The sequence below is a fragment of the Halomonas fontilapidosi genome, assembly GCF_014192285.1.
Classification (GTDB): domain Bacteria; phylum Pseudomonadota; class Gammaproteobacteria; order Pseudomonadales; family Halomonadaceae; genus Halomonas; species Halomonas fontilapidosi.
Genome location: NZ_JACHXQ010000002.1, coordinates 143,904 through 167,981 on the forward strand (window position 1 = coordinate 143,904; position 24,078 = coordinate 167,981).

At 66.0% G+C, this 24,078-nt stretch carries 19 protein-coding genes; 6 read left to right on the forward strand and 13 right to left on the reverse strand.

Annotation, left to right across the window (positions count from 1 at the left end):
- Nucleotides 1-112: 112 nt before the first annotated feature.
- The 3 genes from FHR95_RS04290 to FHR95_RS04300 all read right to left on the reverse strand — a co-directional run bounded on the left by FHR95_RS04290 (nt 113) and on the right by FHR95_RS04300 (nt 4,736).
- Entirely contained in the window at nt 113-3,157 is a 3,045-nt protein-coding gene (locus FHR95_RS04290) for an efflux RND transporter permease subunit (protein WP_183313502.1), read from the reverse strand.
- The gene (locus tag FHR95_RS04295; RefSeq protein ID WP_183313503.1) at nt 3,154-4,218 is read right to left on the reverse strand and encodes an efflux RND transporter periplasmic adaptor subunit; all 1,065 of its coding nucleotides are present in this window, start codon (nt 4,216-4,218) and stop codon (nt 3,154-3,156) included. The genes FHR95_RS04290 and FHR95_RS04295 overlap by 4 nt, the downstream gene beginning before the upstream one ends.
- A gap of 149 nt (nt 4,219-4,367) precedes the next feature.
- Complete coding sequence (locus FHR95_RS04300; RefSeq protein WP_040187297.1) at nt 4,368-4,736, reverse strand: truncated hemoglobin; 369 nt, start codon at nt 4,734-4,736, stop codon at nt 4,368-4,370.
- A 105-nt stretch (nt 4,737-4,841) separates the two neighbouring features.
- Here FHR95_RS04300 and FHR95_RS04305 point away from each other — a divergent pair, with 105 nt between their 5' ends.
- Nucleotides 4,842-6,887 (forward strand): ATP-binding protein, encoded by a 2,046-nt coding sequence (locus tag FHR95_RS04305; RefSeq protein ID WP_183313504.1) that lies wholly within the window; start codon nt 4,842-4,844, stop codon nt 6,885-6,887.
- A gap of 46 nt (nt 6,888-6,933) precedes the next feature.
- On the opposite strand, the gene FHR95_RS04310 is transcribed toward FHR95_RS04305, so the two are convergent.
- Together FHR95_RS04310 and FHR95_RS04315 are read right to left on the reverse strand one after the other, a co-directional pair.
- Nucleotides 6,934-9,174 (reverse strand): OsmC domain/YcaO domain-containing protein, encoded by a 2,241-nt coding sequence (locus FHR95_RS04310; RefSeq protein WP_052448876.1) that lies wholly within the window; start codon nt 9,172-9,174, stop codon nt 6,934-6,936.
- A gap of 142 nt (nt 9,175-9,316) precedes the next feature.
- Entirely contained in the window at nt 9,317-9,895 is a 579-nt protein-coding gene (locus FHR95_RS04315; protein ID WP_052448877.1) for an acyloxyacyl hydrolase, read from the reverse strand.
- Nucleotides 9,896-10,079: 184 nt separating this feature from the next.
- On the opposite strand from FHR95_RS04315, the gene FHR95_RS04320 reads away from it, so the two are divergent.
- Entirely contained in the window at nt 10,080-10,499 is a 420-nt protein-coding gene (locus FHR95_RS04320; protein WP_052448878.1) for a DCC1-like thiol-disulfide oxidoreductase family protein, read from the forward strand.
- Nucleotides 10,500-10,514: 15 nt separating this feature from the next.
- On the opposite strand, the gene FHR95_RS04325 is transcribed toward FHR95_RS04320, so the two are convergent.
- From FHR95_RS04325 to FHR95_RS04350, 6 genes are all read right to left on the reverse strand, one after another.
- Nucleotides 10,515-11,222: an ABC transporter ATP-binding protein gene (locus FHR95_RS04325; RefSeq protein WP_040187307.1), complete on the reverse strand. Its 708-nt coding sequence runs from the start codon at nt 11,220-11,222 to the stop codon at nt 10,515-10,517.
- Nucleotides 11,215-12,438 (reverse strand): ABC transporter permease, encoded by a 1,224-nt coding sequence (locus tag FHR95_RS04330; protein WP_221199208.1) that lies wholly within the window; start codon nt 12,436-12,438, stop codon nt 11,215-11,217. Before FHR95_RS04330 ends, FHR95_RS04325 begins: the two co-directional genes overlap by 8 nt.
- The gene (locus FHR95_RS04335) at nt 12,435-13,634 is read right to left on the reverse strand and encodes an efflux RND transporter periplasmic adaptor subunit (RefSeq protein WP_221199209.1); all 1,200 of its coding nucleotides are present in this window, start codon (nt 13,632-13,634) and stop codon (nt 12,435-12,437) included. The genes FHR95_RS04330 and FHR95_RS04335 overlap by 4 nt, the downstream gene beginning before the upstream one ends.
- 282 nt (nt 13,635-13,916) lie before the next feature.
- Nucleotides 13,917-14,882 (reverse strand): universal stress protein, encoded by a 966-nt coding sequence (locus FHR95_RS04340; RefSeq protein WP_183313506.1) that lies wholly within the window; start codon nt 14,880-14,882, stop codon nt 13,917-13,919.
- Nucleotides 14,883-14,914: 32 nt separating this feature from the next.
- Nucleotides 14,915-16,531: a cation:proton antiporter gene (locus FHR95_RS04345; RefSeq protein WP_343065175.1), complete on the reverse strand. Its 1,617-nt coding sequence runs from the start codon at nt 16,529-16,531 to the stop codon at nt 14,915-14,917.
- Nucleotides 16,532-16,704: 173 nt separating this feature from the next.
- Nucleotides 16,705-17,739 (reverse strand): Acg family FMN-binding oxidoreductase, encoded by a 1,035-nt coding sequence (locus tag FHR95_RS04350; protein WP_183313507.1) that lies wholly within the window; start codon nt 17,737-17,739, stop codon nt 16,705-16,707.
- 135 nt (nt 17,740-17,874) lie between these two features.
- Between FHR95_RS04350 and FHR95_RS04355 the strand changes: the two genes are divergently transcribed.
- Together FHR95_RS04355 and FHR95_RS04360 are read left to right on the forward strand one after the other, a co-directional pair.
- Entirely contained in the window at nt 17,875-18,396 is a 522-nt protein-coding gene (locus FHR95_RS04355) for a CIA30 family protein (RefSeq protein ID WP_183313508.1), read from the forward strand.
- A gap of 188 nt (nt 18,397-18,584) precedes the next feature.
- Nucleotides 18,585-19,916: a peptidoglycan-binding protein gene (locus FHR95_RS04360; RefSeq protein ID WP_183313509.1), complete on the forward strand. Its 1,332-nt coding sequence runs from the start codon at nt 18,585-18,587 to the stop codon at nt 19,914-19,916.
- A gap of 42 nt (nt 19,917-19,958) precedes the next feature.
- Here the strand turns inward: FHR95_RS04360 and FHR95_RS04365 are convergent, their stop codons facing one another.
- Nucleotides 19,959-20,552 carry a hypothetical protein gene (locus FHR95_RS04365; protein WP_183313510.1) on the reverse strand — a complete coding sequence of 198 codons (594 nt, stop codon included), beginning with the start codon at nt 20,550-20,552 and terminating at the stop codon, nt 19,959-19,961.
- Nucleotides 20,553-20,659: 107 nt separating this feature from the next.
- A complete protein-coding gene (locus FHR95_RS04370) occupies nt 20,660-21,337 on the reverse strand; it encodes a TVP38/TMEM64 family protein (protein ID WP_183313511.1) in 678 nt (225 codons plus the stop codon).
- 260 nt (nt 21,338-21,597) lie between these two features.
- On the opposite strand from FHR95_RS04370, the gene FHR95_RS04375 reads away from it, so the two are divergent.
- Both FHR95_RS04375 and FHR95_RS04380 read left to right on the forward strand, forming a co-directional pair.
- Nucleotides 21,598-22,341 carry a ZIP family metal transporter gene (locus FHR95_RS04375; RefSeq protein ID WP_040187317.1) on the forward strand — a complete coding sequence of 248 codons (744 nt, stop codon included), beginning with the start codon at nt 21,598-21,600 and terminating at the stop codon, nt 22,339-22,341.
- Nucleotides 22,342-22,470: 129 nt separating this feature from the next.
- Nucleotides 22,471-24,060, forward strand: coding sequence for a BCCT family transporter (locus FHR95_RS04380; RefSeq protein WP_052448882.1), 1,590 nt, complete (start codon nt 22,471-22,473; stop codon nt 24,058-24,060).
- The last annotated feature ends 18 nt before the right edge of the window (nt 24,061-24,078 follow it).

Below are 24,078 nucleotides of genomic sequence, written 5' to 3' on the forward strand. Positions count from 1 at the left end.
AGCCGTTCCGGCAAGCGGGATCCGGCCGGTGCGCCGGTGCTTGCCAAACTTAGGATAACAAAGGGCCACGGGGTAAGGCCTTGCGCTTGGTGCTTCGCAGACTGGCGCGGGCTCACTCGGCACGCGAGGCGATGCGGTACCACAACGCATAGAGCGCCGGCACAAACAGGAGGGTGATCAGGGTACCCACGGCCACCCCGCCGATCAGCACATAGGCCAGCGGCCCCCAGAAGCTGTCCAGGGTCAACGGAACGAACGCCAGCATCGCCGCCAGGGCGGTAAGCACCACCGGTCGAGCGCGCTGCACGGCCGCTTCGACCACGGCATCGCGCATCGCCATCTCGGCCTTGGCGTTATCTGCCACCTGCTGGGTGAGGATCAGGGTGTTGCGCATCAGGATCCCCGCCAGGCCGATCAGCCCCAGAGTGGCCACGAAGCCGAACGGCTGGTTGAACAGCAGCAGCGCCGCCACCGCGCCAATCAGCCCCAGCGGCGCGGTGGCCACCACCATGAAAGTACCGGCGAAGGAGCGCATCTGCAGCATGATGAAGATCAGCATCAGCACCACCATCAGTGGCTGCAGGGCCTGGATCGAGGCCTGAGCCTTGCTCGACTGCTCGACCGAGCCGCCGATCTGCAGCTGGTAGCCGGCAGGCAGGCGCCCGCGCACCTCGCCCAGCGCCTCCCAGACCTCCAGGGTCACATCCTTGGGCTGGGCGCCCTGGACATCGGCATTCACGGCCAGGAACGGCTGGCGGTTGTAGCGCTTGATCACCGGCTCCTCGAACACCGTCTCCAGCTCCCCCAGCTGGGTAAGCGGCACCCGGCGCCCCTCGCGGTTCACCACCTCCAGGCTCCGCAGGTCGGCCACGTCCTGCGCGGCGCCACGCCCCACGGCGGGCACCAGGCGGATGCCGTCGCGCAGTTCGGTGATGGTCATGCCGTCCAGCTGAAACTGCAGCTGGCGTGCCACCTCATCCGGCGACAGGCCGATCAGCTGCAGTCGCTGATGATCGATCGCCAGGTGCAGCCGGGGCACGCGCTCGTCCCACTCCAGGTGGGGGTCGCGGGTGGCGGGGTGTTCGGCGATCACCTCGCGCACCTCGTGACCGATCTCACGCAGACGGTTGGGCTCGTCGCCCAGCACGCGGATGCTCACCGGCCAGTCCACGGGCGGGCCGTACAGCAGCTTTTCCACACGAACCCGCGCCTCCGGGAAGGCGCCGGCCGCGATGCGCTCGTTGAGCCTTTCGATCAGCCGCTCCCGCGCCTCGACACCCTCGGTCACCGCGATCAACTTGGCAAAGGCCGGGTTGGGCTGCTCCGGGTTGGCGGAAATGAAAAAGCGTGGCGCCCCCGCCCCCACATAGGCGGAGAGCGATTCCACCCCCTCGGCCTCGCCGATCAGCGCCTCGAGGCGCCGGGTCGTCGCGTTGGTCGCGCCGATGGCCGTGCCCTGCGGGTGGTAGACGCTGACCAGCACCTCGGGACGGTCCGAGCTGGGGAAGAACTGCTTCTCCACCGGCCCGGCCATGCCCGCCACGGCGGCCACCAGCAGCGCCAGCGTCACCGCGACCACGCTCTTGCGGTAGCGCACACAGGCGCTGACAACCCCGCGAAGGCGCCGATAGCCGCGCGACTGGTAGGCCTGGTGGGCCTGATGCGTGGCCTTCTGCTCGGGCAGCAGCTTGACTCCCAGATAGGGCGTGAACACCACCGCCACGATCCACGACAGCAGCAGCGCGATACCCAGCACCCAGAAGATGTTGCCGGCGTACTCACCCACCGCCGATTGCGCAAAGCCGATCGGCACGAAGCCGGCCACCGTGACCAGGGTGCCGAACAGCATCGGCGCGGCGGTGATGTTCCAGGCATGGGAGGCGGCCTCGAGGCGATCCCAGCCCTCCTCCATCTTCACGATCATCATTTCGATGGCGATGATGGCATCGTCGACCAGCAGCCCCAGGGCGATGATCAGCGCGCCGAGGGTGATGCGGTCCAGGTTGATGCCCATCGCCAGCATCACCACGAAGGTCATCGCCAGCGTCACCGGAATGGCGATGCCGACCACGATGCCGGCACGCAAGCCGACCGCCAGCATGGTGACCAGCATCACCACCAGCACGGCGACCAGGAACTTCACCTGAAAGAGGTTCACCGCACCGGCGATGGCCTCGGCCTGGTTGGTCATCACCTCGAGCGACATGCCCAGCGGCAGGCGCTCGCGCTCCTGCTGCCAGAAGGCCTCAAGGCGCTCGCCGAATTCGAGGCCGTTGACGCCGCTCTGCATCACCACTCCCAGCAGCAATGCCTGCTCGCCGAAGGCGCGAACCAGGTAGCTGGGCGGATCCTCGTAGCCGCGGGAGATCTCGGCGATGTCGCCCAGCCGAATCAACCGCTCGCCGATACGAATGGGCACCTCGGCCAGCGCTTCGGTGTCGGACAGATCGTGATCGAGTCGCAGGTACATGCGCGGGCCCTGGGTGTCCACGCGTCCGGCAGGAAGCAGCCGGTTGTGGGCTTCGATGGCGGCGAAGACGGCCTCGGGCGTGATGTCCAGGCTCTGCAGCCTGGCCAGGTCGAAGTCGAGGTGCATGCGCTGCTGACGCTCGCCCAGCACCTGCGCCTTGTTGGCCCCCTCGACGCGCTGCAGGCGATCACGAATCTCTTCTGCCTCGCGCACCATCTCGCGCATCGGCATGCCGGGGGCGCTCAAGGCCACCAGCGAGAAGTAAACATCGCCGAAATCCTCATTGATCAACGGGCCGACTACGCCGTCGGGCAGGCTTGGGGCGGCGTCCTGCATGCGGCGGCGCACCTGGTAGAAGCGCTCGGACATTTCCTCGCCGGGGGTGTAGTCCTCGAACTCCACCTTGAGGTCGGCGCGCCCCGGACGAATGGTGGTCTCGATACGGTAGAGGTCATCGACCTCCTGGATGCGCTTCTCCAGCGGGTCCACCACGCTCTCCTGGATCTCCTGGGGCGAGGCACCGGGCCATGCGGCCGAGACCATCATTACGCGCACGGTGAAGTCGGGGTCTTCCGCACGCCCCATGGAAGCGAAGGCATAGAGCCCCGCCAGCAGCGCGATGACCAGGAAAAACAGCGTGACGGCGCGCTCGCGGACGGCCAGCGCGGAGAGGTTGGGAAAGCTCACGGCGCGCCCTTCTCATCCAGCGGGCGCACCGCCATACCCGGCGTGAGCAGGTGGGTCCCCAGGCTAATCACCACCTGGCCCACCTCGAGCGCCTCGCCGCTGACCCAGGCATGCTCGCGGGTGATGCGCTCTACGCTCACCGCCAGCGGTTGCGCCTGGCCATCGACGATCTGCCAAAGCTGGGCACTCTCGCCGCGCTCATCCAGCGCCGCCACCGGCACCCGGAAATGCCCGGCAGCCTCGCTGTCCCCCAGCGGGAAACGGGCCTCGACAATATCGCCCAAGCGACGCGCCTCCAGCGGCGCGTCGAGGCGGTAGCGGGCGCGCCAGGTGCGACTGGCCGGGTCGGCGGCACCGGCCACCTCACGACGGGTCAGGGCGATGCGGCGCTCGTCCAGCAGCAGCTCGCCGGTTTCCGGCGGACGCAGCCGAGCGGGAAAATTGACCTCGACCTCGCGCGGGCCCTCCTGGGCCAGCCGAGCCACCGCCTGGCCGACGCCGATCACCTGCCCCGGCTCGCCGCTGACCTCGATCAGCACGCCATCGGCCTCGGCACGCAGGGTCGCGTACGCCAGCGCGTTGCGCGCCTGGGCCACCCGAGCCCGGGCGGCGTCACGGCGGGTGGTGGCCTCGCGCACGCCAAGCTCGGCGCGCTCGAACGCCTGGCGGCTGAGGTAGTCCTTCTCCAGCAGCTGCCGGTCGCGGGCCAGGTCCGCCTCGGCCACGGCCACCGATGCCTCGGCCGCGTCCAGCTCCGCGCGCGCCGCGGCCAGCGCTTCTTCCAGGTCGCTCGGGTCGAGGGTAAACAGCACCTCCCCCTGGCGAACCACCTGCCCGGCATCGACATGACGCGTGGCAATCTGGCCGCTGACCTGAAAGGCCTGGGGGGTTTCATAGCGGGCGCGCAGCACCCCGGTCAGCGAAAGCGTTGGCGCCGTGTCAGCCGCCAGCGCGGTGGTCTTGACCCAGCGCGGCTGGGACGCGGACGGTTCGGGTTCCCCCTGCTGGCAGCCGACCAGCAGCAGGATCGACAGCAGCAGCGGTGTGACGAGTCTGGACATCGTTCATCCCTGACGCTAAGGCGACGGCGCGGCAATGGCGAAGCGAGACGCTTCGCCATACCGGCCCATGAATCAGCCTATTCTAAACGAGACGTTGCCTCGATGCCGTGGGACAAACCGTCGCCGTGCCGGGCGAGCGCCGCCTCACCCTATCGATGAACGATCTCCTCCTTGAGTGAATAGGCAACGCCCAGCACTTCGTTGCAGACCGGCTGTGAGTACTCCATCTCATGCATGGCCTGCAGGATATCGTCGACTACGGCGACAAATTCGGCCGCGCTGACGTTCATTCCGGTGTGCGTCTCGATCATCGAGCGCCCCGTGTACTCCACCGGTCCGCCGGCGCCGGCGGCAAGGAACTCCTTGGTCTTCTCGCGGGCGTGGGCGACTGCCTCCTCATCGAGGGCGTGGTAGCGGGGTCCGGCCACCTCGTTCTCAAGGTGCAGCTCGACAATGCGATTGACGAGCTTGTCGATACCGGCGAAACCGCCGAGTCTGTCATACAGGGTGTCACTCATGGCACTTGCTCCTCTACTTGGGGGGGGTGCTCGCCAGGTGCACTGGGCACCTACCCTGAAGAGCGTGACAATCCTTGTGACAACCGGAACAAGGAGGGCCAAGCGATGACGACAACGGAGCTATCGCCGGTTCGCGCTGCCCTCGACAGCGGCGACTTCGTCCGGGCGCGGGAGCTGCTCGCCGGGCTCTCCGCGCCGCCCTCGGCCGAGCTGCTGGAGCTGCGCGCCCAGGCGGCATACGGGGCCGGCGACCTGGAGGGCACGCTGGCCGCGTATGGCGAGCTCTACCACCTGCACCTGGAAGGCCAGCGGCTTCACGAGGCAGCGTTCGCCGCGGTCATGGTGGCCATGTACCTGATGATGGACACCGGGCTGATGGCGACCGTGCGCGCCTGGCTGTCGCGAGCCGAAACGCTGGTGGCCGACGCGCCCGAGAGCCCGGTCTGGGCGTGGCTCGCCGCGGTGCGCACCTACGAGCGGCTGATGTGTGGTGACATGCCGGGAACGGGGCAATGGGCCCGACGGGCCATGGCGGGAGGCAAGCAGCACGGCCTAGCCCCGCCCTCGATCATCGGCCAGGTGGCCCTGGCCAGGGTCCGCATCCATGACGGCGAACTCGATGAAGGGCTGAGCGCGCTGGACGATGTGGCCGTGGAGCTGAGCTCGGGCAACCTCGACCCCCTCACCACCGGGCAGATGTGGTGCGAACTCATCTGCGCGATGCAGTGGATTGGCCAGCACGACCGCGCGGAAGAGTGGACCGAAGCCATGGAACGCTGGCGCCAGGGTGCCGCGTTCGGGGGCCTCCACGGCCGCTGCCGGGTGCACCAGGCGGAGATCATGCGCCTGCGCGGGCCGTGCGACGCCGCCGAACAGGAAGCCCTGCTGGCCTGCGAGGAGCTGCGTCCGTGGATGCGGCGGGAGTTCGGCTGGCCATTGACCGAGCTCGGCAACGCGCGGCTGCGTAAGGGCGATTTTCCGGGCGCCGAGGATGCGTTCCTGGCGGCCCACGAGAATGCCTGGCTGCCGCAGCCGGGGCTGGCGATGTTGCGGTTGGCCCAGGGCCGCGTCGATGACGCCTTCTCGATGATCGAGAGCGCCCTCGCCTCCCCGTTCGACGTCCCGTCGAAGGAGCGCCCGCCGACAGGCGGCCTGAGGCGGGCGCCCCTGCGCGAGGCCCAGGTGGTGATCGCGCTGGCGGCCGGCGACGACAAGGCGGCGCGAGAGGCCGCCGCCGACCTCGCCGAGATCGCCCGGATGTACCGGAGCCGCACCTTGCAGAACTCGGCGCTCGCCGCGAGGGGGCGCCTGGCAAGGCACGACGGGCGGGCAGGCGAAGCGATCCGGCTGCTCGGCGAGGCCGTCATGGAGTGGATTGCGCTGCGCATGCCCTTCGAGGCGGCGACCCTGCGCGTCGAGCTCGCCGCGGCGCACCGCACGGCGGGCGACGACGGCTCGGCCGAGCTGGAACTCGACGCCGCCTGTCGAGCGTTCGAGGCACTCAACGCCGGGTTCTGGGCGGAGATGGCGCGCGAGCGGCTGCCGACGACGCCCGCGCGGCAGGCGGCTAGCCCCGAGCATTGCGTCTTCCGCCGTGAGGGCGACATGCGAACGGTCACCTACGGCGGCACCACTGTCCACTTAAGGGACCTCAAGGGCATGCGCTACCTGGAACGCCTGCTGACGGCCCCCGGCCGGGAGTTTCACGTTCTCGACCTGGTCTCGGTAGAGCGCGGGGCGCTCACCATCGGCACGCCTCGGGAAGATCTCGGCGTGGCGGCCCCGTGCGGGCTTGAGGTGTTCGATTCCAAGGCGCGCGAGGCCTATCGGCAGCGGCTCGCCGAGACGGAGGAGGACATCGAGGAGGCCGAGGCGAACAACGACCTGCACCGCGCGGAGCTCGCGCGTGCCGATCGCCAGTTTCTGGTCGACGAACTCCGCCGCGGCGTCGGCCTGAACGGTCGGGCCCGCAGCGTCGGGGGTGGCGTCGAGCGCGCACGCACCAGCGCGACCCGTTCGCTGCGCTACGCCCTGGAGCGGATTGCTCAGCACCACGCAAACCTTGGCGAGCACCTGGAGCGGACGATTCGCACCGGCACCTATATCGCCTACGAGCCGGATCCCCGCGCACCGGTGGACTGGACGACCTGACCGCTCTCGCGCAGGCCGCGTGCCGGTGCACTCAAGCCAAGCGCGGTTAGCCCGGCACCCCTTCGGCTCGGGTCACACGAGTCCCACCGGCAGTAGCATGCCGCTTGGCGCGGTGGTCATGCAGCTTCTGGTAGCTCTCGATCAAGCGCTGGTGCTTCTCCAGCCCCTCCAGCGCCATGCTGGTCGGGGTCAGGCCGTGGAAGCGCACGCCGCCGTTCACCGAGCCCACCACGGCTTCCATGGTCGCCTCGCCGAACATGCGCCGGAAGTTGTGCAGGAAGTCGTCCAGTTCCAGCTCGTCATCGAGGAGGACCTCGAGGACCGCGCTCACCGCACGGTAGAAGAGGTTGCGCGCTACGGTGTTGTCGTTGTACTGCAGGAAGATGTCGACCCGCTCCAGCGCTTCCTCGTGCTGGCCCAGCGCCAGGTTGATCAGCAGCTTCAGCTCGAGGATGGTGAGCTGGCCCCACTCGGTGTTCTCGTCGAACTCGATGCCGATCAGGGTGATGATGTCCTGATGGTCGTCGATCTGGGTCTCTTCCAGGCGCTCGAGCAGGTCGGCGAGCTGCGCGTCGCTCAGCTCGTGCAGGTGCAGGATGTCCTCGCGGAACAGCAGCGCCTTGTTAGTGTTGTCCCACACCAGGTCATCCATCGGGTAGACCTCGGAGAAGCCGGGCACCAGGATGCGACACACCGGCGCGCCCAGATCATCAAAGATGGCCATGTAGGACTCGAGGCCCAGTTCGTCGAGGATGCCGAACAGGGTCGCCGCCTCCTCAGCGGTGCTATCTGTACCGCTGCCGGAGAAGTCCCAGTCGACGAATTCGATATCCGAGCGGGCGCTGAAGAAGCGCCAGGAGATCAGTCCGGACGAGTCGATGAAGTGCTCGACATAGTTGTTGGGTTCGGTGACGGCCAGCGAATTGAACGTCGGCGGCGGGAAGTCGTTGAGCCCCTCGAAGCTGCGCCCCTGCAGCAGCTCGGTGAGACTGCGCTCCAGTGCCACGTGAAAGCTTGGGTGCGCGCCGAAGGAGGCGAAGACACCGCCGGTCTTGGGATTCATCAGGGTCACGCACATCACCGGGAACTGCCCGCCCAGCGAGGCATCCTTGACCAGTACCGGGAAGCCCTGGGCCTCCAGCGCCTCGATGCCCTCGACGATCTCGGGGTAGCGCGCCAGCACCTCCTGGGGCACGTCGGGTAGCGCCAGCTCCTCCTCGATGATCTGCTTCTTCACCGCCCGCTCGAAGATCTCCGACAGGCACTGCACCTGCGCCTCGTGCAGGGTATTGCCCGCGCTCATGCCGTTGCTGAGATAGAGGTTCTCGATCAGGTTCGACGGGAAATAAATCGTCTTGCCATCGGAGTGGCGCACGAAAGGCAGCGAGACGATGCCGCGATCCGCCCGACCGGAGTTGGTGTCGACCAGGTTCGAGCCGCGAAGCTCCCCTTCGGGGTCGTAGAGCTCGCGGGTGTAGGCATCGAGAATGCCGTCGGGCAGTTCGTCGTTGGGACCAGGCTGGAACCACTTCTCGTCGGGGTAGTGGACGAAGTCGCTGGCGGCGATCGCCTCGCCGAAGAACTGGTCGTTGTAGAAGAAGTTGCAGCTCAAGCGCTCGATGAACTCGCCCAGCGCCGAGCACAGCGCGCTCTCCTTGGTGGCGCCCTTGCCGTTGGTGAAGCACATCGGCGAGGCGGCGTCGCGGATATGCAGCGACCATACGTGGGGCACGATATTGCGCCAGGAGGCGATCTCGATCTTCATGCCGAGCTCGGCCAGCATCGCCGACATGTTGGCGATGGTCTGCTCCAGCGGCAGATCCTTGCCCTCGATCCAGGTGTCGCCCTCGCCCTGCACCTTGCCCATCAGCAGCGCCTGGGCGTCCTCGTCGATGTTCTCCACCGCCTCGACCTGGAACTCGGGCCCGGTCTGCACCACCTTCTTCACCGTGCAGCGGTCGATGGAGCGCAGGATGCCCTGGCGATCCTTGTCGGAGATGTCTTCGGGAAGCTCCACCTGGATCTTGAAGATCTGCTGGTAGCGGTTCTCCGGGTCGACGATATTGTTCTGCGACAGCCGGATATTCTCGGTGGGGATGTCCCGCGCGTTGCAGTACACCTTGACGAAGTACGCCGCGCACATCGCCGACGAGGCCAGGAAGTAGTCGAACGGCCCCGGCGCCGAGCCATCCCCCTTATAGCGGATGGGCTGGTCGGAGATGACCGTGAAGTCGTCGAACTTGGCCTCCAGCCGGAGGTTGTCGAGATAGTTGACCTTGATTTCCATGGACGGGGCACCGAAGCGTTGGGCGAAGCGAGGGGGAGAAAACCCGCCATTATCCAGTTTTTTGGGCGCCTCGTCTTGGGCAAGCGGTCAAAAAATCGCCAATCCGAGCGCACGTGGGGCCAGCCCCCCACGCCGACGATGCTCAATACCGGTAGCGGAACTCGATCATATGGAAATCCGCCCCGGTCGTGTCAGACCCATTCACACCGGCATCGGAATAGTGCAGAAACCGGTAGCCGAGCCCCAGCTGTCGATATAACGGCCCCCCGATGCCCAGGGTCAGGGCGAACTGGAAGGGCCCACCAAAATCCTGCGTGCCGAAGCGATGCCGACTGAACAGGGCGCCACCCACACCCAGGTCCATGAGCAAGCGCCCATCTTGGCTCCCGAGCGTCACCTCCGGGATGACCGACACGACAAGGGCATTTTCCCCCGCTCCCCGCAACACGCCGGCACTCGCCATCAACCGGGTGCCCATCCCCCAGCCTGACGTGGCGTAGTGCTCCCACGGCAGCGCAACGTTGGCCGACAGGTCGTACTCGTTGAAATCCTCCGGCGCCTCATCCCCCAGCAAGGTCTTCTCCGAGACGCGGGCACGCAGGCCGAGACTCTGCAGCTCCAGGTTATCGGCGGCGCTCGGGGGCGGATCGAGCAGGCTGGCGAGGACGATCGCTGACAGCGCGAGGACTACTGAATGGCGAGGCATTCCGATCACTGGCATCGTCGGCACACCTGAAGGAAAGACTTGCGGATCAGGCTCATGTTAGCGGCGGGAAGCGAACCCGGCGAGTCGATTATTCGTGGGAACCGCGGCCGCCTCGGCCCCCCACAGGTCACGCAGCGGTGGTTTCCCGGCACGCGGCTCAGGCGTAGGCTGGACGGGCACCCGCGCGGAGGAGCACGCTGTGTCTCGATCGAACGATTTCCCTGCACCCGACGAGGCCCGACGACTGCGGCTGGTCTACGATGGCGACTGCCCGATGTGTCGGCGCTATGTGCGCTGGCAGCGCATTCGCCGCGACATCGGCGAACTCGAGCTGATCGACGGGCGCCAGGCCAGCGAGGCACGCCGCGAGCTCAGCGCCCAGGGCATCGACCTGGACCAGGGCTTCGCCCTGCAGGTCGGCGATCGCTGGTATCACGGCAGCGAGGCCCTGCATCGCCTCACCCTGCTCGGCACGCGAAGCGGCGTGTTCAACCGGCTGATGTATCGCCTGTTCGCCAGTCCCCGGCGCGCCGCCCGCCTCTACCCTTGGCTCAAGGCCTGTCGCAATACCCTCCTGCGCCTGTGCCGCATTCCGCCGATCGACAACCTGCGCCGCTGAGCAGCACCGCTCGTGTCAGGCATTCATGGCATCACTGACGATACGTCCATCCACCAGGTTGATGGTGCGGTCACAGGTGGAGGAGAGACGCGGGTCATGGGTCACCAGCAGCACCGCACAGCCGCGCTCACGATTGAAACGCCGAAATAGCTCGAACACCTCGTCCGCCGTGCGCGTATCGAGGTTGCCAGTAGGCTCGTCGGCCAGCAGCAGTGCCGGCTCGGTGATCAGCGCACGGGCGATGGCCACACGCTGCTGCTGGCCACCGGAGAGCCGGTTGGGCCTGGTATCGGCGAAGGTATCCAGCCCAACGGCGGCGAGCAGCTCGCGTGCGCGCTCGATGGCCGCCTGGTCGGGCTTGCCCCGTGTCAACATCAATGGCATCAGCACATTGTCGAGGGCACTGAAGGCCTGTATCAGGTGGTGGAACTGGAAAACGAAGCCGATGGAACTGCCGCGCAGCGTGGTGCGCCCGGCATCCGCCATCCCGCTGGTCGCCTGGCCAAGCAGGGTGAGCTCGCCGCTGCTCGGCGTGTCGAGCAGGCCGATCAGGTTCAGCAGCGTGCTCTTGCCCGAGCCAGAGGGCCCGACCAGGGCGGCGAAATCACTACGGCCGATGACCAGGTCGATTTCATGCAGTACCTCGGCCTCGTTGGGCAGCCCGATATTGTAGGACTTGCTCAGCGCCTCCAGGCGCAGCACCTCGCTTGCCGCATCAGACATAGCGTATCGCCACCACCGGATCCAGTCGCGCGGCACGCCGCGACGGCACGGCGGCTGCCAGCACGCCGGTCAGCGTGGCCAGCAGCAGCGCTGCCGCCACCAGTGTTGTGGACACCGTAATGATGAAAAGTCCCGGCCCGAAAGTGTTGAACACCCACACCAGGAGGTAGCTGACTGCGATACCCATGACCGAACCGAGCAGGCCGAACAGCCCCCCTTGTATCAGGAACACCCGCATGATCTGCCGTCGGGTGGCGCCGGTGGCCCGCAGGATGCCGATTTCCCGAGTGCGCTGCACGACACTCACCGACAGCACGCTGGCAATGCCGAACGCCACCGAGATGGCCACGAAGACGATGATCATATTGGTGGAGAGGCTCTGGGCCGTGAGGGCATTCATCAGCTGAGCGTTGGTTTCGATCCAGCTTTCCGCCTTCAGCGAGGTCAGGCGCCCCACCTGCTCGGCAATCGCCTCCGCCGAGAAGATGTCCGCGACCGTCAGGTCGATGACCGTCACCCCGCCGGGCAGGTCCAGCAGCGATTGCGCTTGCTTGAGATCCAGATACACATAGCGCGAATCCAGCTCGCGAACCCCCAGTTCGAAGATGCCGGCGATGTTCACCACCCTGCTGTTCTGCTGGCCGGTTTCCAGCCGCAATTTCATGCCCACGTTAACGCCCAGATCATCGGCCAGCCGCTTGCCGAGCATCGCCTCGTCCGCCCCTACGCGAAACCGGCCGCTGACCAGGTAACGCTCCAGTGGAATGATCCGTCGGTAACGCGCCACATCGATCCCGGTCAGTGCCACCGACTGCACGGCCTCGCCACGGCGGGCAAATGCCGGCCCCGAAACCACTGGCGATACCGCTGTCAGCTCCGGCAGCCGATCAAGCGTCGTGCTGATCTGCTGCCAGTTGTTGATCGAGCGCAGGCGTTGCCCACGCTTGTCCTCCTGGACCAGCTGCAGGATCCCGGGAGCAGCCGGCAACACTCGATTGACCTCGTCCGGCGACAGCAGGCGGATGTGGGCCTGGGTACCCAGGGTGCGCTCGATGATGTTGGACTGAAGGCCCTGAATCAGGGCCGCGATAAACACGATCACCGCCACGCCCACCGCCACGCCCAGGGCGATCATCAGCGACTGCGCACGCCCCTCGCGCAGGAACGCGATCGCGATGGTCCACTCGGTCCACAAACCTCGCAGCAGGCGCCTCAATTGAAGTTCACCGGCAGTTCGTTGCGGGTGGCGTGGTCCTCGCTGTTGCCGCCCCCAGGCGCCGTTCGTCGGGTGAACCGCACCCGCCTGCCCTCCGCGAGTGACACCGTGGGGTCCGCCAGCACCCTGTCACCTGCCGTCAACCCGTCGAGCACTTCGGACATGGCCAGGCCGCGCAACCCCAGTGTCACCTCTTGGCGGTGCACCCTGCCCTCGCGCACCACCCACACCCGCGCCTGGTCGCCCTGGACGTCAGCGAGGGCATCATTGGGGATCGCCAGCGCCTGCTCACGCCGGCCGGTCTCGATGTTCACCGACACCGTCATGTCCTGGCGCAGGAAGTCGGGGACCGGGTCGACCGCCAGGCGAACCTCCACGGTGCCGCGTTGGGGGTCGATACTCGGTGCGATCACGCTGACGTGGGCGGGAAACGAGCGCTGCGGATAGGCATCGGCAACGACCCTGGCGTCCTGCTGCAAGGCCAGCAGGGAGAGGTTGCGCTCATCGAGCGGCACAAGGATCTCGGTGGCGCCGCTCAGCGCGATGCTGAACAGCACCTGGCCGGGCTGTACCAAGTCACCGGGGGCCACGTCGCGGGTCAGCACCGTGCCGGCTACTTCGGAACGTATCACGGTCTTGGCGAGCCGGGCCTGCAGTGCGGCAAGGCGTTCTCGCAGCAGGGTCTCCTCGACGTTGCCCGGTGCCAGCGCCGTCGCCGTCAGGCGGGCGGTCTGGTAGGCATTTCGCGCCAGCATCTGCGCCTGTTCGGCCTGCTCCAAAGTTTCGGTGGAGAGCAGCGAGCGCTCGGCCAGCGCGCGACGCCGGGCCGTCTCGCGACGGGCCTGGGCCAACTCGGATTCGGCGCGCTCGAGTGCCACCTCGGCCTGCGGGCGCCGTCTGGTGGCAAGCTCCGTCAGCGCCGCCTCGGCCTCACGTACCTGTGCGGCGAGTTCCTCCGAACGCAGCACCAACAGCGTATCGCCGGGCGTCACGATGTCACCTTCTTCGACATGGCGCTCCAGCACGACACCGGTGATTTCACTGCCCACCTGGGCCCGGGAGGGCGTCACGACTCGCCCCGTCGCCACCACCGTTTGCACCAACGGCTGCTTTTCAACCACATAGCCCTCAACCTCGGGTCCCTGCCACCAGCGCAGCGCGCCATAGCCCACGGCGAGTGCCAGGGCTAGTATCACGATCACAGGCGTGTAATACGCGCCACCCAAGGGTTGTCTTCTGGTCAGAACCCCCTCCTGTCTACCCTGAAAACACGCAATAAGCGCAGCTGCTGCGCTGCGCTATCCTGGGCTCGGCAGACGCATACCACCCGGTCAGAACGCCCAGTGACCGATCAGGGCCGTGAAGCCGTTGAGCCGGTAGCTTTCGCGGCGTCGGGTCACCTCAGACTTATCCAGCCAAGTCTCCGGCGAAACGGCCGAGTGCTGCAGCACGGCATCGGCCGGCCGAGGGAGCCAGGGTCACTGCAGGGTGACCGGCGAGACGAACCCCGGCGGCTTCAGTGCCAGCACCGAACACTGCAGTTGCGATATCACCGACTCGGCCGTGTTGCCAATGATAAAACCGGGGATCCCGGTTCGCGCCACCGTCCCCATCACCACCAGATCAGCCTTCAACTTTTCGACCAGCTGGGGAATCTGTTTACGGGCCGACCCCATGGGCAAGTGGACCCGAGGGGACAGGTACTCATAGGCCTCTTCGCCGATGCGCTCGCTAAGCCTGAATGTCATCCTGTGCATGGCGACCTGATGGCGGGAATGTTCTCCCTCGATGATATGGCGCTCCGTCGTGTCGGGGTCATTGGACCACATGCCCACGAAACCGGCCGTCGGTGCATCCCAGGCATGCACGAGATGAAGTTCGGCAAAGTCCGACAACGCCAGGGAACTGGCGAGATCCAGGATGCCGTCATTCAGCACCTGTTCGTCGGGCACGGTTCGCAGAACGTCGACATCGACGGCCGCGACGATGCGTTGATAGTTCGGCTTGTCGTCCGGCTTCATCAGCCAGACCGGACAGGGGCACTTACGCATCAGGTGCATGTCATCGCTACCGAACAACAAGCGGCTCCATTCGGGGTCTTCCGCTGTCTTGATGACGAGATCATGGCCATCCCTCAGCACGGCCCGAATCACCTCGATGAACGTGATTCCGACCAGTACGTCGACCTGGCAGTCAACGCGGTCGGCATGGGGGGCGATCAGCGATTCGATCCATGTCCGGCGCTCGGCCATCACCGCGTCCCTGAGTTCATCGGCCGAGGGGCCCTTTGGCGCCAGGGAGCGATTCAGCATGTCTTCGGGGATGACCTCGATGAGGGTCAACCTTGCCTGGTTGTTCTCCGCTAGCGACACGGCTCGGGCGAGACCCGCCTGCTGGGAGACCGAGCGCTCAATGACATAGAGGATGTTCTCGAAATGTTTCATGCGTTCTACCCTCCCGAGGGCTCGACCGACGATCAGGGGGCCATGACCCGAATGGCCGCTTCTCTTGCAGCGTCTGCGTAAGGCACCAGCACCAGGTCCACCCCCTCCTTCTCAAAGCGTCGGGCGTCTCGATGGTGGGAAACGGCGATCGCGACTTTCCCCGCGAAGCCTTGCTGGCGAAGGCCATGCAGTAGCATGCGATTGACCATGGGGTCGCGGATAGTGCTGACCACCCAGCTCGCCTGTTGCAATGGCAAGGTTGCCACAAATTCAGGATCTTCTGCGTCCCCGTAGCAGACCTGGTAATGACTTCGTGCATGTTGCTCGACCGTGGTGGGATCGAAATCCACCGCCAGCAGACGACAGCCACGCTGCCTGAGGTCTGACGCGAGAGCCGCACCGTAGCGACCCAGCCCGATCAGCAGCACATCCACCGTCTTGTTGGCATCCGCCTGGTTGCCGAGCTCCCGGTGCGGCACCTGGCGCTCGAAGATCGATAACCAGGGCGCGAGGCGCTCATAGATGGCATGCGAGTAGAGGATCATGTAGGTAGACACGCTGATTGTGATCAGGCCCACCAGGGTGATCAGCCCCACCGTCTCCTGCTGCAGGTGTCCCAGGGCCAGCCCCATCGCCGCCAGGATCAGGGAGAACTCGCTGATCTGGGCAACCGTGAGCCCGGCGAGGAACCCGGTACGCTTGCGATAGCCCATGTAGCCCATGATCGCCATGACGATCAGGGGATTGCCGATCAACACGAACAGGGAAAGAAGCGCCGAAGCTCCGAGCTGCGCCCCCAGGGTGCCAAGGTTCAGGGTCGCCCCGAGTTCGATGAAGAAGAACAGAAGCAGGAAATCGCGGAGGCTCACCAGCCGAGAGGCTACCTGTTCCCGGTAGGGTGTCGAGGCAATGGATACGCCGGCAAGAAAGGCGCCAACTTCCTTGCTGAAGCCGAGGGCGTCCCCGACCATGGCGCCAACCACCGCCCAGGCAATGGCGAAGAGCATCAAGAGTTCCGACGAGTGGGCCAGCCGATGTAGCAGCCCCGGCAGGACATAGCGCATCAACAGGGCCACTCCCGAGAGCATGGCGGCGCCTGTCAGCAGGACCTTGAGGGCCTCCCAGCCCATGTTGACGTCGCCGTCGGCTTGGCCGTAAGCGGTCAGGCCGATCATGACCAGCACCACCACGATGTCCTGCACGATCAGAAAACCGACCGCGATCCGCCCATGCAGGGAATCCACCTCACGCTTGTCGGACAGCAGCTTGACGATAATGATGGTGCTGGAAAAGGTCAGGGCCACGGCCACATAGAGGGCGGTGACCGACGACATGCCGAGCCCTAACGCAATGACGTAACCCAATGCCGAGGTGAACAGCACCTGCCCCAGGCCGGAGGCAAGCGCCACCGGCCCCACTGACCGAATGATATGCAGGTCGAGTTTCAGTCCCACCACGAACAACAGCAGGGCAATGCCAAGCCGGGCGAAAAGCTCGATCTCGGTGCGTTGCTCGACCAGGCTGAAGCCCGACGGTCCCAACAGGATGCCCACGCCGATGAAGGCGACGATCAAAGGCTGGCGCAGTTGCTGCGCCAATACGCCCCCCAGCACGGCGAGGCCGAGGATCATGCCTATCTGGGCAAACACGCTCTCGAGCAACTTGACCACCCTCGCAGTTGATAAGACGACATGCTGATTATGCTTGCTTCCCAACCTACGCCTTGTCGATACCTGACACTATCCGCTAGCCCGTGGCGCAGAACGTCGTCTGGAGCGCACGAGAGCCGGCATACACGCCCGCTTGATGCCGAGTTCGTCCATCACGGCGCTGACGTCGTCGACGTTATCACGCTCTCCACCGGACGTCGCAGCGAGCGCGGCATGGCCGGGCCACGGCCGAAGCGTACCACCAGGTCGGGGCGTCCGCCGGCGCGCCCCAGTGCTTTGGCGAACTCGGGGCGCAGGCTTGCCTCCTCTACCGGCTGGTTGACGAAGGCGTTGCGAATGCCCAGCGCCGTGGCCTGCAGGGCGAAGCGCTGGTAGCAGCGGCCGGCTTGCACCCAGTGCGCCCGGTCGTCCGCCGCCGAGACGAACACCGCCAGCCCCGAGGAACTGCGCACCTGGCGGGCCAACTTGGCGTTTTCCGATTTCGGCTTCAGCATGGCGCGCATCAGGAACTTGCCCAGCCAGCGTGGCGCCTGGGGGTTACCGGTCGCCCGGCCACTCAGGCCATCGCCCTTCTTCACCGCCTCAGCGTCATTGAAGCGAATCCAGGCCTCGAGCTCACGCCGAAAGGCGGGATTCTCCAACTGTCGGGTGTTGGCGCGCTGGATGTATTCCAGCGCCCGCTCGATGGCGTCCTGTTCGGTGAGCAGCACCACCGAGACGCCGTCCCCGCTGCCTGCCGCCTCCAGCAGCGCCAGCTCCTCGGCGGAAAGCGTCGTGCCGTCGTAATCGCTGCGCGTGCACTGCCGGTGGGCGATGGCCTCGAATAGCGGCGACACCTCGGCCTCGCCGGGCGTGAGGCTCACGCGGATCGCGCCGTCGCCTTGCGGCCGGAACTCGGCCTGGGCAGAAAGCCCCATCGCTTGGGCGGCCAGGCACAGGTTCTCCGTGGCACAGCCCAGTGACACATAGAGATGATGGTCGTCCGGGTCGACCACTGGCGTGCGCCTGGCCAGGTCCGGCAGAAGGGTAATGGCGTCTTCCTCCACCCGGATCTGCCAGCACTGGGTATTGTGGCCAGAGGGGGCCAGGGTGGCGTAGCGGATGAGCAAGCGCATTCGCTCGGCTTTGTCCCGCGGATGCCCTTCTTCTAGGTTCCAGGTGTGCTTCACTGCCTCGTCGTAGTTCATGATGCCCTCGCGATGGCCGGCCAATCCCCTTCAGAGTATGTCGCAATTCTTTCGCGGTAGTGACCCCCGACAAGACAGCACGCGACATGGCAGGCAAGCTGAGTCCAGGGTAAACAGACGGTGAGAGGAAGCCCCATGACACGCCTGATCGACTTTCAACATGCGGACGAGGCGACGCGCTGGCGCGCCATCAACGATGACGTGATGGGCGGTGTCTCGCGCGGCCACCTGCACATGGAAGACGGCATCGGGGTGTTCAGCGGCGAGACGTCGCTTGAGAACAACGGCGGCTTCGCCTCGGTGCGTCGCGAACCCGAGGCGTTCGATCTGAGCAAGACCGCAGGCCTGCTGCTCAGAGTCCGCGGCGACGGCCGCCGCTACCAGCTGCGCCTGCGCACCGACCGGCTCTTCGATGGGGGGGCCTACCGCGCCCTGTTCCAGCCGGCTGCCGGCGAGTGGCAGCAGTTTGCCCTGCCCTGGCACGAATTCGAGGCCGTCTTTCGCGGCCGACGGCTGGAGGATGCGCCGCCGTTCGACCCCGGGGCGATCCAGCAGGTGGGCCTGCTGATCGCCGACCGCACCGCAGGGCCCTTTCGGCTGGAGGTGGACTGGCTCGATGCGATGGAACGCGACGAGACGCCACGAAGGAAAGCATGACCTGCGCTGTTTTGTCGTCCGCCTCAGCGAGGCCCCCGTCCCCACCTGCGTTATCACGCATATTGCCTATGCTGAGGCCAGGGGGCGAAGAGCGGGAGGCCGATCGCCTGCCTGATATCGCCGATCAGGCAATGGCCTTGCTGTCTCGGCAGTCACCTATCACTAACGCGTCCACAGGAGGCAGGCACGTGATCATCAAGGGAATCGCACTCAGTCTCGCCCTCATCGGCTCCGTTGGCCTGGCCAGCGCCGACTACGCCGAGGGCATGCGCCATTACGAGCAGCAGGCGTACCGTGAGGCACTGCAGGAGTTCGGCGACGCGGCCAGACGCGGCGACGCCGATGCCCAGTACATGCTGGGCCGCTTGCATGAGGCCGGCAACGGGACCGCCCAGGATTTCGTCGAGGCGCACAAGTGGTACAACCTCGCGGCAGCCCGTGGACACCGCCATGCCGCCGACGCTCGGGATTCGCTGGCCGAACGCATGACGGCCGGCCAGGTGGCCGAGGCGCAACAGGCGACACGGGGCTGGCAACCGCAAGCGCCGCCGGAACGGCAGGAACAAACGGCCTCCTCTCAACAGCAAACGGCGACCTCGCGACCCGATATCGAGAGCCTGTCGGATCGGCAAGGCATTGCCGAGATACAGCGCGAGCTCAATCGGCTCGGCTATGATGCCGGCCCGGTGGATGGCGTCATGGGCAGCCGAACCCGAAGCGCGATACGCGCCTATCAGGCCGACATGGACATCGCTCGCAACGGCCGCGCATCGGCTGACCTGCTGAAGCGCCTGCGCCAGACGGAGCAGGAGCAAGTGGCCGAGGTCTCGGAGCCACCCACCATGGCCTCGTCTCGCGTCGCCTTGCAGGACGACTTCAGCGACGGCGATTACCGTCGCAACCCCGCCTGGACGGTATTGAGCGGCGACTTCGAGGTCGATGAAAACGGACTGCGCAGCATCGTGGCAGCCGGTCGGAGAAGCGACCGCGACACTCGCGACCTCAGCACCGACCGCCCGGAGGAGCTGGGCCTGGCCGTACTCGAGCTGATTCTCGAGCAGACCAGCAATAACCGACAGGGCGAGGGCCCTCCGCCGAGCAATCCGGCGCAGATCTTCGTCAATGCGCCCGTCGATAACGCCTTCCGAATGGAGCTCGAACTGGCCTCCCGGCAGCGGCCTGGCAGCCTGCAACTGGGGCTCTTCCAGGGTAACCGGCCCAATGGCACCGGCTATCGGCTGGTCTATACGGCCGGCGCCCGCCCGGGGCTCAGCCTGATCAGGCTGATTTCCGGCAACATGGAAGTGGTGGCCCGCCACGAAGGCCAGCTCGACCTCGAGGATGGCCAATTCCACCGCATTGTATGGACCCGCGACGAGAACGGCCGGATGCAGGTACGCGTGGATGACCAGCGTCTGCTGCGCGTGCAGGACAACGGCCTGCGCGATCCCTTCCAGGGTGTGGTGATGGCCAACCGGCAAGGCGACTACACCCTGCGCCGGATCAGGCTGGAGGAATAGGCGTCTGTGCCGACCCGCTCCAGGCGGTGTCACCTCATCCGCTCACTGGCGAACAGACCGAACACTGCCCGATTCCACCGGCGGGAATCGGTGCCACTCGGTCGAGCTACCGACAATGGGCACCACAAGGATCACGCCGAGCGCGGAAGCACTCACCTGTACTACCAAGGCGCCATCGTTCGCCCTGCGAAAGCGATAGGTCATGGACTCGAAGCCACTCACTTGTTCCGCCACCCAGCGAGACGACTCCAGCAACAGCCACCCGTCCTCGCAGCGATAATCCTCCTGCCGCTGCAGGATGCGTGGCTCGAGGGAAGCGCCCTCGCCGAGCGCTTCGACCATGAGCTCCGCGTTCGCATCGCCCGTGATCCGAACGCGCGTCGCCTGCGCCGCTGCAGCGATATCCGCAAGGAAATAGCTGGAGAGATAAGGCGGGGAATACTGCGGAGAGCCACCCTCCGGTACGGCTCGCTCACCCGCGTTCTGAAACTCCCCCGCAAGCGAGGGGCAGCTATTGCCTGGGGATGCCGAGAGGCCGCCCCATTCGACGGGATAGGCGCCGTATGAAGAACAACCCGATGAAAGGACGGCGGCGACGATCACCGGATACCAGGCAGCATTGACTGAGCACCCCATGGGCGATTTCCTTCAGAGGACAGTGGGAACGCGCCCCAGGTCACGGCAGCGCTCTTTCACGACCGCGATTCCTGCCTACCCCCGCTCAACGCAAGGCACTATCCCTTCTACCCCAACGGGTGGCCATGAGCCTCGACCCGGCGTCTGAGCCAGGCGCCGGTCAACAGCAACAGGGTCAGCGCAACCAGTGGCAGGATAACGTCGAGGCGAACGGCCTCTTGCTTTTCCACCGCTTCCAGGGCGCCATGAATGGCGCTGGCGTAGACCGCCCACTTGATACCCAGACCGAGGATGGCGGCCATCACGAAGGTCGCCAACGGCAGGCGCAGCAGGCCGGCAGAGAAGTTGACCACATAGTGAGGGAAACCCGGCAGCACGCGCAGCGCACACTGCGTCAGGAAATCGCTGCGCTGCTCAAGCTTGTTGGTGATCTTGCGCGTGAGCCCCTTGGGGCTCCAGCGGTCGCTGAAGCGTGACGCGAGGTAGTAGGCCCCCAGAGCACCCGCCACGCTGCCGGCAGTCAACATCGGGGTAGCCGCCAACGGGGTATAGAAGGGGGCGATCAACCACAGCCCGATGCTGCCAGGAAGGCCGAACGTCAGCGTCACTGCCATGACCAGAATCACCGAGATGATCACCGCGGGATGGTGGGAGGCCTCGTCAGCCCAGCGCTGCAGGTCGGCCAGTTCGGGCGAGTACCAGATCCACAGATAGGCCGCTGTCAGCAGTGCAGCGCCGATCGCCACCCAGCGCCAGAGACGGCTTAGCGAACTGTCGTTGGGCATCAAGGGCTCTCGGTCATCAACCAGCTGCCATGGTGCCATGCCACATGCACGGGGTCACGGCGCCCAGTACGCGGCAATGGCATCGGTACAGGATGCCGGAGCGGGTGTGCCATGACGTCGCGCTGGGTCTACTGGTACACCTGAAAAGGTTATAACCTTATATTTCAGGTTGGCGCCAGGTATTTTCGCACGCGCCCAGGACACCTACCCTGTGGCAACCCCCTCACCGCGCACTCCCGGAACCCGTGAACGAGGTCCCCATGGACACTTCCCTCTGGTTTGTCATCGCCGCCGCCATGCTGACTGCCATCATGACCGGGGTCGGCGCACTGCCCTTCCTGTTCGTGAAGCGCCTGGGACAGCGCACCATGGGCTGGTCGAACGCCGCAGCGGCAGGCTTGATGCTGGCCGCCAGCCACAGTCTGATCGCTGAAGGGGTCACGCTGGATATCAGCTTGACCTTTATCGGCGTGCTGCTCGGGCTGGGTGCCATCGTGGTGTCGGATAAGCTGCTGTCCAACAAGGGCGAGGTCGAGGTGGCGGAGCTGAGGGGGGCTAACGCGACCAAGGCCCTGATGATTCTCGGTATCATGACCGCCCACTCCTTCGCAGAGGGCATCGGCGTGGGGGTCTCCTTTGCCGGCAGCGAAGGGCTTGGCACTTTCATCACCACTGCCATTGCCTTTCACAACGTGCCGGAAGGCCTGGCCATTGCGCTGATCCTGGTCCCGCGCGGCACGCCGGTCTGGAAGGCCGGCCTGTGGGCCATCTTCACCAGCCTGCCGCAGCCCCTGATGGCGGCTCCCGCCTATCTCTTCGTGGAAACCTTCCGGCCGCTACTGCCGGTAGGACTCGGCCTGGCCGCCGGCGCCATGATCTGGATGGTCTTCTCGGAGCTGTTTCCTGAGGCGTTGGAGCGGGTAAGCAGCGGCTCGGCTGCCACGGTCGTCACGCTGGCGTTTGCCGCCATGATGGCCTTCCAGATGCTGGTGCTCCCCCACTGACAGGCTCCCCTGCTTCCTCAATCGCCCCGCCAGAGGTTTAGCCTTAGGTCGAAGGTCGTTACAATGCCATCGCTCTAGTCGGCGTCGTGTTCCATCGACGCACACATCCTCAGCAACTAGAGCGTATTCATGCCTTCGAACCAGCCTCCCTCCCCATCCGGAACCTCGGCGCTATCGCGCCTGGGCGACCCCATCGTGCTGCTGCTCACGGTCGGCTTCATCGTTGCCTTCGTCGGCCTGTCGCTTTACGACATCGACCTGGTGGCCGACAGCATCAGCGCCGGTTTCGCCTGGACGGCCGCGACACTGGGCACCTACTTCCAGCTCCTGCTGCTGCTGACCTTCCTGATCGCCATCGGCGTGGCCATCTCCCCGGCGGCCGGGGCGCGGGTCGGTAACCTGGACACTCCACAGATCAGCACTTTCAAGTGGCTGTCGATGATCATGTGCACCCTGCTGGCCGGGGGCGGCGTGTTCTTCGCCGCAGGCGAGCCGATCTACCACTTCGTGGTGACGCCGCCAGCCTTCGACACCCAGGCGGGCAGCGCCGAGGCCGTGGCCGGTGCGCTGGCCCAGTCATTCATGCACTGGGGCTTTCTCGCCTGGGCGGTGCTGGGCTCGCTCTCCGCCATCGTGCTGGCCCACGCTCACTACGTTAAGGGCCAGCCGCTGCAACCGCGCACCCTGCTCTACCCGGTGTTCGGCGAGCGCATCATGAGGGGGGCGCTCGGCAGCCTGGTCGATGCCTGCTGCGTGATCGCGGTCGTGGCTGGAACCGTCGGCCCCATCGGCTTTCTCGCCACCCAGGTGAGCTTTGGCCTGCACGAGCTGTTCGGCGTCAGCGAGGGCTACGCCACCCAGCTCGGCATCCTGGTGCTGCTGGCGGGGGTCTATGTCACCTCGGCGATGACCGGCATCCACAAGGGCATCCAGATCCTGTCGCGCTTCAACGTCTTCCTGGCACTCGCCATCGCCGCGGTGATCCTGCTGGCTGGCCCCACCCTGTTCCTGGTCAACGCCTTCGGACAGGGCTTCGGCGAGTACCTGTCGTCGTTCTTCGCCATGGCCACCATGACCGCCGAAACCGCCCCGGCCTGGTGGATGCAGTGGTGGACGGTGTTCTTCTTCGCCTGGTTCATCGGCTACGCGCCGTTGATGGCGATCTTCGTGGCGCGCATCTCTCGCGGGCGCACCATCCGCGAGATGATCCTGGCCGTGGCGGTGATGGCCCCGGTGGCCACCGCGATCTGGTTCACCCTGCTGGGCGGCTCCGGCATCCACTACCAGCTGACCGGTGTGATTGACCTCACCGAGGCGCTCAACAACTTCCAGTTCGACGTGGCGACCCTTACCGTGGCCCAGGCGCTGCCGGGCGGTGGCCTGATGGCGCTGGCCATCCTGCTGCTGACCAGCATCTTCGTGGCCACGACCGGTGATTCGATGAGCTACGCCATCGCCGTGGTATGCACCGGTCACGACGCACCGAACCGGATGGTGCGCGCTTTCTGGGGGATCACCATGGCCCTGATGGCGGGCATTCTGCTCTACATGGGCGCGGGACAGATCGGCGCGCTGCAGCAGTTCATCGTGATCACCGCCATCCCCGTCTCCCTGATCCTGCTGCCGTCGCTGTGGACCGGCCCACGAGCCGCCTACGCCCTGGCCCGGGAACAGGGCATCATCGCGCCCCATTCGGCGGCCAGCACAGCGACGCGTTAACCCGCCGCAAGCGACGGC

What these genes read in the sequence shown, in the direction of transcription:
- FHR95_RS04295 (WP_183313503.1), bottom strand. Translation starts at nt 4,218, where the DNA reads ATGTCCAGACTCGTCACACCGCTGCTGCTGTCGATCCTGCTGCTGGTC.
- FHR95_RS04300 (WP_040187297.1), bottom strand. Translation starts at nt 4,736, where the DNA reads ATGAGTGACACCCTGTATGACAGACTCGGCGGTTTCGCCGGTATCGAC.
- FHR95_RS04305 (WP_183313504.1), top strand. Translation starts at nt 4,842, where the DNA reads ATGACGACAACGGAGCTATCGCCGGTTCGCGCTGCCCTCGACAGCGGC.
- FHR95_RS04310 (WP_052448876.1), bottom strand. Translation starts at nt 9,174, where the DNA reads ATGGAAATCAAGGTCAACTATCTCGACAACCTCCGGCTGGAGGCCAAG.
- FHR95_RS04315 (WP_052448877.1), bottom strand. Translation starts at nt 9,895, where the DNA reads ATGCCAGTGATCGGAATGCCTCGCCATTCAGTAGTCCTCGCGCTGTCA.
- FHR95_RS04325 (WP_040187307.1), bottom strand. Translation starts at nt 11,222, where the DNA reads ATGTCTGATGCGGCAAGCGAGGTGCTGCGCCTGGAGGCGCTGAGCAAG.
- FHR95_RS04340 (WP_183313506.1), bottom strand. Translation starts at nt 14,882, where the DNA reads ATGAAACATTTCGAGAACATCCTCTATGTCATTGAGCGCTCGGTCTCC.
- FHR95_RS04350 (WP_183313507.1), bottom strand. Translation starts at nt 17,739, where the DNA reads ATGAACTACGACGAGGCAGTGAAGCACACCTGGAACCTAGAAGAAGGG.
- FHR95_RS04355 (WP_183313508.1), top strand. Translation starts at nt 17,875, where the DNA reads ATGACACGCCTGATCGACTTTCAACATGCGGACGAGGCGACGCGCTGG.
- FHR95_RS04365 (WP_183313510.1), bottom strand. Translation starts at nt 20,552, where the DNA reads ATGGGGTGCTCAGTCAATGCTGCCTGGTATCCGGTGATCGTCGCCGCC.
- FHR95_RS04370 (WP_183313511.1), bottom strand. Translation starts at nt 21,337, where the DNA reads ATGCCCAACGACAGTTCGCTAAGCCGTCTCTGGCGCTGGGTGGCGATC.
- FHR95_RS04375 (WP_040187317.1), top strand. Translation starts at nt 21,598, where the DNA reads ATGGACACTTCCCTCTGGTTTGTCATCGCCGCCGCCATGCTGACTGCC.
- FHR95_RS04380 (WP_052448882.1), top strand. Translation starts at nt 22,471, where the DNA reads ATGCCTTCGAACCAGCCTCCCTCCCCATCCGGAACCTCGGCGCTATCG.